The 11,786-nt window shown below is 65.7% G+C and carries 9 protein-coding genes; 4 read left to right on the forward strand and 5 right to left on the reverse strand.

Translation table 11 applies throughout. The annotated features are described in order from the left end of the window. The first annotated feature begins 17 nt into the window (after positions 1-17). The 3 genes from PARACOCCUSGL_RS0113785 to PARACOCCUSGL_RS0113795 are packed head-to-tail and all read left to right on the forward strand — an operon-like array spanning position 18 to position 1,760. Positions 18-932, forward strand: a complete 915-nt coding sequence (locus PARACOCCUSGL_RS0113785; protein WP_010397657.1) for a co-chaperone YbbN — start codon at positions 18-20, stop codon at positions 930-932. 1 nt (position 933) lies between these two features. After that, positions 934-1,572: an LON peptidase substrate-binding domain-containing protein gene (locus PARACOCCUSGL_RS0113790; RefSeq protein WP_010397659.1), complete on the forward strand. Its 639-nt coding sequence runs from the start codon at positions 934-936 to the stop codon at positions 1,570-1,572. After that, complete coding sequence (locus PARACOCCUSGL_RS0113795) at positions 1,569-1,760, forward strand: Trm112 family protein (protein ID WP_010397661.1); 192 nt, start codon at positions 1,569-1,571, stop codon at positions 1,758-1,760. The genes PARACOCCUSGL_RS0113790 and PARACOCCUSGL_RS0113795 overlap by 4 nt, the downstream gene beginning before the upstream one ends. 61 nt (positions 1,761-1,821) lie before the next feature. On the opposite strand, the gene PARACOCCUSGL_RS0113800 is transcribed toward PARACOCCUSGL_RS0113795, so the two are convergent. The 5 genes from PARACOCCUSGL_RS0113800 to PARACOCCUSGL_RS0113820 all read right to left on the reverse strand — a co-directional run bounded on the left by PARACOCCUSGL_RS0113800 (position 1,822) and on the right by PARACOCCUSGL_RS0113820 (position 11,543). Further along, complete coding sequence (locus tag PARACOCCUSGL_RS0113800; RefSeq protein WP_010397664.1) at positions 1,822-2,151, reverse strand: DUF779 domain-containing protein; 330 nt, start codon at positions 2,149-2,151, stop codon at positions 1,822-1,824. A 56-nt stretch (positions 2,152-2,207) separates the two neighbouring features. Further along, on the reverse strand, positions 2,208-3,734 hold the full coding sequence (adh, locus tag PARACOCCUSGL_RS0113805) for an aldehyde dehydrogenase (RefSeq protein ID WP_010397667.1): 1,527 nt from the start codon (positions 3,732-3,734) through the stop codon (positions 2,208-2,210). 105 nt (positions 3,735-3,839) lie between these two features. Then, the gene (locus tag PARACOCCUSGL_RS0113810; RefSeq protein WP_010397670.1) at positions 3,840-4,838 is read right to left on the reverse strand and encodes a helix-turn-helix domain-containing protein; all 999 of its coding nucleotides are present in this window, start codon (positions 4,836-4,838) and stop codon (positions 3,840-3,842) included. Between the two features lie 85 nt (positions 4,839-4,923). After that, complete coding sequence (locus tag PARACOCCUSGL_RS0113815; protein ID WP_010397673.1) at positions 4,924-10,425, reverse strand: alpha-2-macroglobulin family protein; 5,502 nt, start codon at positions 10,423-10,425, stop codon at positions 4,924-4,926. A gap of 59 nt (positions 10,426-10,484) precedes the next feature. Continuing rightward, on the reverse strand, positions 10,485-11,543 hold the full coding sequence (locus PARACOCCUSGL_RS0113820) for a quinoprotein relay system zinc metallohydrolase 2 (RefSeq protein ID WP_010397675.1): 1,059 nt from the start codon (positions 11,541-11,543) through the stop codon (positions 10,485-10,487). A gap of 142 nt (positions 11,544-11,685) precedes the next feature. On the opposite strand from PARACOCCUSGL_RS0113820, the gene pqqA reads away from it, so the two are divergent. Continuing rightward, the gene (pqqA, locus tag PARACOCCUSGL_RS0113825) at positions 11,686-11,778 is read left to right on the forward strand and encodes a pyrroloquinoline quinone precursor peptide PqqA (protein WP_010397677.1); all 93 of its coding nucleotides are present in this window, start codon (positions 11,686-11,688) and stop codon (positions 11,776-11,778) included. The last annotated feature ends 8 nt before the right edge of the window (positions 11,779-11,786 follow it).

Here is an 11,786-nt window from a genome sequence, read left to right on the forward strand (position 1 = left end):
TGTAATGAGGAAATCTGATGCTCGAGCTTGGCTCTGCCCCTAAAGACGCGACCGCCTCGGCCGATATCATCAAGGACGTGACCGAGGCGACCTTCATGGCCGATGTCGTCGAAGCCTCGATGAACGTGCCGGTAATTGTCGATTTCTGGGCCCCATGGTGTGGCCCGTGCAAGACGCTTGGTCCCCAGCTTGAGGCCGAGGTTGCCCGCCACAAGGGCCGTGTCCGCATGGCCAAGGTCAATGTGGATGAAAACCAGATGATCGCTGGCCAGTTGCGGGTGCAGTCGATCCCGACCGTTTACGCCTTTTTCCAGGGTCAGCCGGTCGATGGTTTCCAGGGTGCGATCCCGCAAAGCCAGATCAAGCAGTTCGTTGACAAGCTGGTCGCTCTGGGTGGTGATGACGGCGGGCTTGCCGAGGCGCTGGAAGCGGCCGAGAGCATGATCACCGAAGGTGCGCCCGAGGATGCGGCCGAGACCTTTGCCGCTATCCTTGGCGAAGAGCCCGAGAATGCTGCTGCCTGGGGTGGTCTGATCCGCGCACATCTGGCCGCCAACGCTGCGGACCGCGCCGAAGAGGCCTTGGCGCAGGTGCCTGCCGCCGTGGCGGGCTCGGGGCCCGTCGAGGCCGCGCGCGCGCAATTGCAGCTGACCCGTCAGGCCGCAAGCGCGGGCCCTCTGGACGAGTTGCGCCAGAAGGTCGAGGCCGATCCCGCTGACCAGCAGGCCCGGTTCGACTATGCTGCTGCGCTGCATGCCGCCGGTCAGGTCGAAGAGGCGATCAATGAGTTGCTTGAGGCCTTTCGTCGTGACCGGGAATGGAACGATGGCGCAGCCAAGGCCCAGCTTTTGACCATTTTTGATGCGCTCAAGCCCACTGATCCGGTGGCGCAGAAGGGGCGGCGGCGGCTGTCCTCGCTGATCTTTGCCTGAGATGGCGCGGGGCATCGACCTGCCCGAAACGGTTCCGCTGTTCCCGTTGCCGGGCGCGGTCCTGATGCCGCGCACCCGCCTGCCTTTGCAGATCTTTGAGCCGCGCTACCTGCAGATGATCGAGGATGTGCTGAAGACCCCGTCGCGGCTGGTCGGAATGATCCAGCCGGCCGAGGGCGGGCTTGAGGCTTTGGCCCTGGTCGGTTGCGCGGGACGGATCGTTGCCTTTTCCGAACTGGACGACGGGCGGCTGATGATTTCGCTGAAGGCGCAGTCTCGTTTCCGGCTTGGCGAGGTGCGACCGGGCTTTACCCCCTATCTGCGCGGTCAGGTGGACTGGCGCGGCTATGAGGATGATCTGGCCGTTGAGGCCGAAGAGGACCCGGGCTTTGAGCGTCAGCCCTTCATGGCGCGCCTGGGCCGCTATATGGAGCAGCGCGACCTGTCCACCGATTGGGAGGCGGCCGAAGCCTCGGATCCTGAAACGCTGGTCAATTCGCTGTCGATGCTGCTGCCGCTGGCGCCCGAGGAAAAGCAGGCGCTGCTGGAGGCGCCGACGCTGGCCGAGCGTCGGGCGCTGCTGGAAGGTCTGTTGGAATACGCCCTGCATGGCGGCGATAATGAGGAGATGCTTCAGTGACCGAGACGACCGAACGCGGCTATGACCGTCATATGCTTGAGGCGCTGGTCTGCCCGGTGACGCATACGACGCTGCGCTATGATGCCCCGGCTCAGGAACTGATCTCGGATGCTGCCGGTCTGGCCTTTCCGATCCGCGACGGTATTCCGATCATGCTGTTGAACGAGGCGCGTCAGACCCGTGCCTGAGGCCGGAAAACAGGGGCGGACGCACGAGCAGCTGGGGAAGGCTCGCACGCCCGCGCCGCGGTCAGAGTCCGCAGATCTCGGACCGCACCAGAAAGCGCCGCTCCCGACCGTTGTCCAGGCTGAACATGCCACCGCGGCCCGGCACGACGTCGATGATCAGGCGGGTATGCTTCCAGGCATCGTATTGACTGGCTGAGATATAAAAGGGCATGCCGCCGATCTCGCCCAGTTTCACGTCGCGTTCGCTGATGCGGAATTCGCCCTGTGGATAGCACATGGGCGAGGACCCGTCGCAGCAGCCCCCGGACTGATGAAAAAGGACTGGGCCGTGCTCGGCGACGATCTCGGCCAAAAACGCCAGCGCGGCGGGGGTGGCGGAAACGCGGTCCATGGTTCTGGTCCCGATCAGGGGGGAAAGGCGGCCCCATCGCGGGGCCGCCCTGTCGGTCAGAAGAAGCCCAGTTTCCTGGGTGAATAGCTGACCAGCATGTTCTTGGTCTGCTGATAATGGTCGAGCATCATCTTATGCGTCTCGCGCCCGATGCCCGACTGTTTGTAGCCGCCAAAGGCCGCATGGGCGGGATAGGCGTGATAGCAGTTGGTCCAGACCCGACCCGCCTTGATGCCGCGGCCCATGCGGTAGCAGGTATTGGCATCGCGTGACCACACACCGGCGCCAAGGCCGTAAAGCGTGTCATTGGCGATCTCCAGCGCCTCGGCCTGATCCTTGAAGGTCGTGACCGAGACCACCGGACCAAAGATCTCTTCCTGGAAGATGCGCATCTTGTTATGGCCGCGGAAGATCGTCGGCTCGATGTAATAGCCGCCCGACAGTTCGCCGCCCAGATCAGCTGCCTTGCCGCCGGTCAGAACCTCGGCATCTTCTTTCTTGCCGATGTCGAGATAGCTGAGGATCTTTTCCTTTTGCTCGCTCGACGCCTGCGCGCCGATCATGGTGTCGCTTTCGCGCGGGTCGCCCTGCTTGATGGATTTGACCCGCTGGACTGCGCGCTCCATGAACCGGTCATAGATCGATTCCTGGATCAGCACGCGCGACGGGCAGGTGCAGACCTCACCCTGGTTCAGCGCGAACATCGCAAAGCCTTCCAGCGCCTTGTCGAAGAAGTCGTCGTCTTCGCGCGCCACATCGGCAAAGAAAATGTTGGGGGATTTCCCGCCCAGCTCCAGCGTCACCGGGATCAGGTTTTCAGCCGCATATTGCATGATCAGCCGGCCGGTGGTGGTTTCCCCGGTGAAGGCGATCTTGGCGATGCGGCTCGACGAGGCCAGAGGTTTGCCTGCCTCAAGCCCAAAACCGTTGACGATGTTCAGGACGCCCGGGGGCAGCAGATCGCCGATCAGGTTCACCCAGACCATGATGCTGGCCGGGGTCTGTTCGGCGGGTTTCAGCACGATGCAGTTGCCGGCAGCCAAAGCGGGGGCCAGCTTCCAGCACGCCATCAGCAGCGGAAAGTTCCACGGGATGATCTGGCCGACGACACCCAGCGGCTCATGGAAGTGATAGGCTACGGTGTCATCGTCGATCTGGCTGATCGCGCCTTCCTGAGCGCGCAGCACCCCGGCGAAATAGCGGAAATGGTCAATGGCCAGCGGCAGGTCGGCGGCCATGGTTTCACGGATGGGCTTACCGTTGTCCCAGGTTTCGGCCGTGGCGAGCAGTTCCAGATTCTGCTCCATCCGGTCGGCGATCTTCAGCATGATATTCGCGCGCTCGGCCGGGCTGGTTGCGCCCCATTTTTCCTTGGCGGCATGGGCGGCATCCAGCGCCAGCTCGATATCGCCGGAATCCGAACGCGCAATCTGGCCGATTTCGGCCCCGGTGATCGGCGTGGTGTTGGTGAAATACTTGCCCGAGACAGGCGCCACCCACTTGCCGCCGATGAAGTTGTCATAGCGTGCCTCGAAAGGCAGCGCGTTCACGCCCCGGAAGGGATGCGTCTGATCGTTCGGCATCTTGTTTCTCCTCTCATCCCGGCTCCTCCTGCCGGTTGCCTGAAAGGGTGGGGTGCGCGCCGTAACCGGTCAACTTGGGGGGCTGCATCGCCGCGCCGATGTGTTTCAGGGGCGAGACACTCGCCCCGGATTTTCCTCGATCCCCAGCCGTGCCATGCGGCGGTACAGCGTCGCACGCCCGACCCCCAGCGCACGCGCCGCGGCCGAGACGTTCCCCTGTGTCCGCGCAAGGGCACGAATCACGGCTGCACGTTCGGCGCGTTCAAAGCCTGACCCTTCGTCCTGGCGGCCTAAAAGGTCGGCGGCCGGGCGGGGGCGCAACTGCCCCTCTTTCTCAAGGCCAAAGGCGCGGCGTGCGGCGCGGTTTGCGCCGATGGCCAGATCATCCTTGTCCACCGCGATCAGCAGCGTTCCGTCCTCGGCACCTTCGGCCCCGGCGGTGATGATGCGCGCGCCGGGGAACGAGGCGCGAAAGAACGCGGCCTCGATCGCCCGGGCGCTATGGGCAACCTGTGCGGCGATCAGCGCGTTCAGGCGTTCGGTGTGATCAGCGCGCGCAGAGCTGACGTCGAGTGCAGCGATGATCCGCCCGTCCGGTCCCCAGATCGGGGCGTCCATACAGGACAGGCCGGTGTTGCGGGCATAGAAATGCTGATCGCGGTGGATGGTGACCTGCCGACCTTCGGCCAGACAGGTGCCGATGCCATTCGTGCCCTGCACCTCTTCGGACCAGTCCATGCCGCGCCACAGGCCCCAGCCGCGAAAGGTCGCGGCATCCCCCTCGCTGACGCGATGTTCCAGCACGATGCCGTCCGCATCTGTCAGCAGCAGGTTGCAGCCCGTGGGGCAGACCAGTTGAAACAGCTGGTCAAGCTGTGGCCGGGCGACGGCGATGAAACGGTCCATACGCTCGATCCGCCCGGACAGTTCACGCTCGGTCAGGCGGCGGGGTTCGGGCGGACGCGTCGGGTCCAGCCCGTGCTTGAGCATCGAGCGGCGCCAGCTTGCCGCCAGCCGGCTGACAGCGGCGGGCGATTGCGAGGCCTGCACCACGCGGTCTTCGTGGCGCAGCGGGGGTGATGCAACCGGGCGGGTCTCGGGCAAGGCTTCCTCCCTTCCTTACACGATTCCCGGAATATTGCCTGCCCCGACGTCGTGGGGCAAGCAATGCTTTCGTCCCCCTTTTGGCTTAAGGGGTGACCGTCACCGTGCCGCTGTCCGACCAGGCGCGGTATTCGGGCCGGTACATATCCTCGACGCTGGCGGCGGGTTGGCGGAAATCGCCGGGCGTCACGGCGCGGACGATATAGGCCAGCTTGAAGCTTTCCGCCGAGGTCCAGGTCAGCGCGGCGGCAAAGCGGTCGGCGCGGAACTCGGACATTTCGGTCGAGGTTTCTGCCTCAAGCCAGTCGAGCGACGACACATCGCCTGCGCGCAGCAGGTTCGGGTTGTCGATTTCCCACCCTGCGGGCAAGGGGTCCGCGATGACCAGACGCCCGCCGCCTTCGGAGTGCGGATAGACCTCGACCACCACCACCATGCGGGTGCCCTGCTTCACCGTCTCGGGGTCAAGCGGGCTGCCCTCCATGCTGAAATAGCTGCGCGAGATCGTGTAGCCTTTCCCACCCGCCGCAACCGGGCCTTGCGGCTTGCCGGTCGCGGTCAGCGTCACCTCAAGCGGGCGGTCGCCGTTATTGGCGATGCTGGCGTCCGCAGGCAGGTTCACCACCGGCTGATTCAGCGCCACCCCGTTCAGCGTTGCCGCCGGGGTCGAGCTAAAGAGCGATTGCGCCGCCAGCACCGTCCAGACCGCTTCTTGCGTCGAAAGGCTGCGTCCGGCCTCTTCGGCGTGGGCGATACGCTGGGCGATCTGGCCGGACAGGTCGGTAGTATCAATCGCCTGCGTTTTTGCCTCGGCCGCCAGTGCCAGAACAGCAGAGCCGTCGCGGAGCTTGGTGCCGTAATCGGCGCGATAGGAATAGGCCTCGGGCGCGCCGAGGTTCAGCAGGTTGTGCGCCTGCGTGAACATCCGGTCCGCCCGCTGCTGGTCGCCGTAAGAGGCCAGTGCCGCACCAAGGTTCGCCGCCGCCATCGGGGTCGAGAATGACCCGGCTGCGGTATCGGCATAATAGCGCAGATCACCCACCGTCGCCGCCCGTTCACGCGCAAGTACAGTCAGTGCATAGGCAAGGGCGGCGTTTTCATCGGCCGAGGCGGCCCCGGGTTCGGTAGCGTAATTGGCGCGGTTGCGCAGGTTGTTGATCGCCATGTCGAATGCGGTGTCGGGAACCCGATAGCCAGCAGCCCGTGCCCGCGACAGGAAGTCGGTGACATAGGATTCAAGCCACAGATCGCCGGAATCTGCGTACCACAGGCCGAAACCGCCGTTCGAGCTCTGGCGGGTCAGGATCTGGTCGATTGCCCGCTGGACCTGCTTTGAGGTGTCCTCGCCCTCCATCCCTTCGGCGGCGGCAAGGCTTGGCAGGTAAAGCAGTGGCATCGCGCCCGAGGTCAGCTGCTCGGTGCAGCCATAGGGATAGCGCGCAAGCCGCATCAGGGCGCCCGCCACATCCAGCCGGCCATAGGGGCCAAGCGCGGCCGTCACCTCGGCCCCTGGCAGCATGGACTGCATCAGCGTGGGCGGGATGGTCAGGCTTTGGCCCGGCTCGATGACCAGACGGTCCTGACGCTGGATATCGGCCTCGTTCAGCGAAACGGGGATGGCGATATCCTTGGTCAGTGCCTCGCCATCGGGCGTGGTCAGGGTAAGCCGCAGATTGGCAATCCCTTCGGCCTCGCCTGCTGTGACGGGCATCTGGACCTGCGCCTCGGCTTTTTCGGCCAGCGTCACGCTGTCCACGGGCAGGCTGGTCGTCAGCGGAGCCGAGCCGCTGACCTGTTCGACCGCCAGCCGCACCTCGCCCGCAGGACCCGAGGCATGGGTCAGGCGCAGCCCGACCTGTGCCCGGTCTCCGGGGGCAAGGAAGGCGGGGGCGGTGACGGTCATCACCACCGGATCGCGCACCAGAACCGAGGCATCGGTCTGGCCGACGCCCTTGGTGGACCAGACCACGGCCATCAGGCGCACTTCGCCGTTAAAGTCTCCGACCGGGATCTCGACCGTGACGGTGCCATCCGCGCCCACCGTGACGGGCCCCGAGAACCAGCTCATCAGCTTTTCGGTGGGCGGAGGTGCCTCGGTACTGCCGGCAAGGTTTGCGTCACCCCCTTCGCGCAGCGCGCCATCCGGGGCGCCCGTCGGCATGATCAGACGCCCGTAAAGATCGCGCAGCGCGACGCCCAGACGACGCTGGCCGAAATAGTGCTGCGAGGGGTTCGGCGGCTGAAAGCGCGTCAGGTTCAGAATACCCTGGTCGACAGCCGCGATGGTGGCATGAACGGTTTCGCCTGCCGCGCCATCAACCTTGAGCGTGACCGGAATCACGCCGCGCGGCCGGGTTTCGGCCGGGGCTTCAAGGCTGGCTGCAAGCTGGCGATCGCCCGGGTCAACTGCGGCATGGGCCAGACCCAGCGCCCGGACCGGCTGGCGGTCGCCGGGCTTGGTGTCGCCCAGCGGACGGATGGCGCTGACGGTGATATAGACGCCGGCGCCCCATTCATCTGTGACGGGCAGGTCCACGGTATTGTCGCCCGCCTTCAGCGCCACGGTCTGCATCGACACCAGCCGGTTCGACAGGACCGAGACGAGGCCCAGCCCGTCGCTGGCGGCCTCGACCCGGACGCGTGCGGTGTCGCCGCTGCGATAGGCGGGCTTGTCCAGAACGACCTTCAACCGGTCTGGTGTCTCGGTGCCGGAATTGGCGATAGCGCCCCAGCCAGCATAGAACCGGGCCGAGCTGGGACCGCCCTGACCCGAGGCCAGCTCCGCCACCAGTTCATATTCGCCCCATTCGACGGGGGCCGAAATCTCGGCCGGGGACTCGCCCGGTTCTGCCACGCCTTCGGTAATGCGGGTGCGGCTGGTAATGACCTCCCAGTTCCACTGGCCGCCGAGCGAGTACCACTGATATTCGGTATCGATGCGGTTCAGGACCCAGCGCACCGGCTGAGCCTCAGGTTTCAGGTCGGGGCCGACCGCCATCAGCGCAAAGCGTGCCTCGGTGCCTTCTGAAACTGTATCGCCTTCGAACATCGGACGGATGCCGACGACCGGGGCTTCGGGCATGACGATACGCGATTCGGTGCGCTCGACCGGGCGGCCCGCGCCTTCGCGGATGTCGACCACCACCTCGGCCTGAACGGGGCGTGCGCCAAGCTGTTCAGCCTCGGGCAGCGGGATCTGCGCCTCATACCCGCCCTGTGCCTCGGTGACACCGGCGGGCAGGCTTTCGGTCACAGGCGCTGTGTCGTCGTCGTGGCGGCCAAAGACATAGCCATCAAATCCTTGCAGGCTGCGGGTCGGCGACAGGCGCAACTGCCCTTCGACCGGCAGGTTGCCAGCCGGCGCACCAAAGAGCCAGTGCGCCGACAGCGACAGATCCAGCTGGTCGCCCGCGCGGGCCGGGCCTTCCGGCAGGCGCAGGGTAAAGTCGATCCGCTCGGGCAGGAAATCCTCGACCAGTATGCGGGCGGTCGCCAAAGCGGGGCCGTCCGCCTCGGTCCGCAGTTCCAGCCGCCAGGTGCCGCGCGGGGCGTTGCCGGGGATCTGCCAGTTGACGGTGCTGCCGCCCGCGCCGGCGTCCTGTGCAGGCAGGCGCGTCGCTTCGACCCCGTCGGGACGCAGGATCACGGCGGTCAGCGGCAGGTTTTCAAGCGCCCTTGTCTCGGCATTGCGGGCAAGGATGGTGGCATTCACCGTCTCGCCGACGCGATAGGCGCCGCGGTCGGTGGTCACGAACAGGTCGATGGGCGGCGCAGGCGGCTGGCCCTCGACCCCGCGATCCGACAGGTCGAATTCAGGATCGGACAGCGACAGGAAGGCCATGTCACGCGGCGCGCGTTCGGCCCCGTCGCCCTGCCATTCGGTCACGGTAACCAGTGCTGGGGCGGCGCCTTCTTTGCCAAGCGCGAGGCCCGGCGCGAAATGGGCAACGCCCTGATCGTCGGTTACTGTCTTGGCCAGAACTTCGTTCGAGCGGCTGATCAGCGCCACCTCGGCCCCGGCCTTGGCCGAAGTATCGGCAAGGCTGCGCACCGCGACCGTCAGCCCGTCCGCGCCCGAGAAGGTCGAAATCCCAAAGTCCGAGATCACGAACCATTGCGTTGCAAGGCCAGTGTCCTGCACGCTTTCATTCTCGATCCCGGCTTCGAGGATATAGATACCGGGTTCAAGCGGACCGACCTCTGCGGGGATGGCAAGGCTGGTCGTCAGCTCCTGGTTCATGGTCTGCTGACCCATGGGTTTGGCGACCTGTGCCGTGCCCTTCCAGATCTCGCGCGACATGCGGTCGCTGAAGTAATCCGCCTGCCAGCTGTCCAGAGGTGTGGCGAACATGTCCTCGGCCATGGCGCGGATCAGGTTACGGTCCGAGATGCGCAGCAGGCGCAGGCTGATCGTGTCGGCATTGACCGTGACCATCGACAGCCGCTGATCGCCCGAGGCGGGCAGCACATAGGCGCGGCCGGGGAAACGCACCGAGGGCGCGCGGTCGCGGACATAGCCTTTAAGCGTGACATCGCGTGCCAGTGCCTCGCCATCGGCCGAGGGCAGGCCAGCGCGCAGCGTCAGTTCGACCTCTTGCCCGTGGGTCAGCCCGGCAACGCAAAGACGGTCGCCGCTGGCCTCGACCGTCAGGTCGCGACCGGGCAGGCGCAGGAATTGTGCGTAATCGGTGGCCTCGGACAGTTTGTGGGACATGATGGCGCAGAAACGCGGCATCCGGCCCTCGGCCTCGATCTGCGTATTGGTGATGCGCATGCCGTTGCGGGCTTCGGATTCCTCAAGCGCCTGCGCGATCGAGCCGTCGCCGGGCGAAAGTTTTGCCGCCAGGCGCAGTGCCGCCAGCGCATCGCGACCGCGATCCAGCCGCTCCCATGCCATGGCCAGCCACGACAGCGCCCGCGCCGCGACCGCATCCTCGCCCGCGCGCAGATAGCCGTTGATTGCCATATTGGCGATCGAGGACGACGCCTGACGGTCGCCCTGATCGCTGATGTACAGCGTCAGCCGGGCAAGGTTCGTCCAGTCCTCGGCCCGGTCGTCGCGCGCGACCAGAGAGGCCATGAGCTGCGAGGCGTAAAGCAGGCCGCCGCCGTTCTCGGCCTCGACGGCCATCTGGGCGGTGGCGCTTGGGTCGATTGCCGGATGCATGGCGGGGAAGGTTCGCGCCTGATTACGTGCGGCTTCGTGATCGGTCGCGGCGATAAAGGGTGCGGCGGCCGAGCGCGATTCCGCGCGCAGACGCTCTTCGGCCGAGGTCGCCACGACCCGGCCCGAGATCGCCCCCACAAAAGCGGTGGGCGCGCCGGTGTCAGCGCCCTTTGGGAAACAGGCACCTGCGCGTTCGTTATAGGTCAGCGCGCGGCAGTCGGCATTGGCAAGACAGGCCTGCACGCAGGCTTGCAGCGTGGTGTCAAAGATCGGGCCCAGATCGCCTCCGGGCAGGTCGGTATCCGGCTGCAGCGACAATCGTCGGTCGGGAATCTGCCAGTCCTGCGCCCATGCGCTGCCCGAGACGATCAAACCGCCCAGGATTGCGGCGAAGAGACCTTGCCGAACCAGATATGCCATTGCCCGTACTCCGTTATGCGCGCAACAATCTTCTTACACCTGAGCGCGGGCGAGGCAATCTATTCCCATTCCAGTTCGGCATAGGCAGCGGCGGCATTGCGCGCCGTGGTGGCCTGAAAATCTGCCCAGCCCTCTGACACGGGTTTCATTCCGGCGACGATGGCTGGAATCGCCTGCGACAGGGGCAGGCCATCGGCGATCGCCTTGCGTGTTTCGTCACGCAGCGTCGTCAGGTAGTGGCGTTCGGGCGTCACGGCCTCGTCCCAACTTTCGGAAACCGGGCCATGGCCGGGGACGATCAGTGCCGGTTCGGGATCTGGTTTTTGCCCGATCCAGTTCAGCCAGCCCGCCAGCGTCCCGTCAAGCGAGGGGGTAAGGCCCAGAAACACCAGATCGCCAGTGAACAGCGTCGCGGTTTCCTCGTCCAGCACGGTCATGTCGCTGCCGGTATGGGCGGCTGGGACGGGCGCAAGATGTAACTGACGAGCCCCCAGGGAAAGGGTCTGCGGTGCCTCGACCTTCTGATCCACCGGGGCGATCTTGGTGCCTGCAAAGGCGGCCGCGCCGATCTGCCGCCCGGTCGAGGCCATCCAGCTTTCCGCGCGCCGCGCCACCGCCTCGGGCAGGCGGGCATCGGCGATGATGGTGGCGCCAGCCTCGGAAAACACCTCGGCGCCCAGGATGTGATCGGGGTGCATATGGGTCAGGATCAGATGGCTGACCGGCTTGTCGGTGATCTGGCGGATCGCGGCGTAAAGCGCCTCACCCTCGGCCCGGCTGCCGCCTGCGTCGATCACCGCCACCGTATCGCCGACAATAAACGAAAGGTTGGCGATCCGCCCGCGGTTCTGGGGTGAAATCTGCGCCATCACGCCTTGATGCACATGAACCCCCGGCGCCACCTCTTGCACGGTCAGGGCAGGCAGTTCCGAGGCTTCGACGCAATGCGTCCCGCCGTTGGCCACCAGATCGCGGTGGCGGGCCAGCCAGTCGCGGGCAATGGGATCGGCCCGTGCCTCGCAATCCTCGCGCGTCTGGGCATCGCCGGCGGGCAGCAGGCGCGATTCGCAGGCGTCGGGGTGGGCGGCCAGACAGGCCGCAAGCACCAGATGAAACATCCGCTTTCCTTTCGGACAGGCAGGCTAGCACAGCGTCGCGCCGTGTTCCATCTACGACCTTTGGCGCGTTGACTGATGGCGCAAGCAGCCTAGCATCGGGCTGTCCGCATCTGCTGTGGACGCTTTGGAGGAGGAGACCCATATGGCCTGGACCAAACCCGCGCCGAAGGAAATCACCTGCGGCATGGAAATCAACATGTATGCCCCGGCCGAGGACGAGCCGGTCCTGTTCTGACCCGCCGG

Origin of the sequence: Paracoccus sp. TRP (assembly GCF_000185925.1) — a bacterium.
Taxonomy (GTDB): Bacteria; Pseudomonadota; Alphaproteobacteria; order Rhodobacterales; family Rhodobacteraceae; genus Paracoccus; species Paracoccus kondratievae.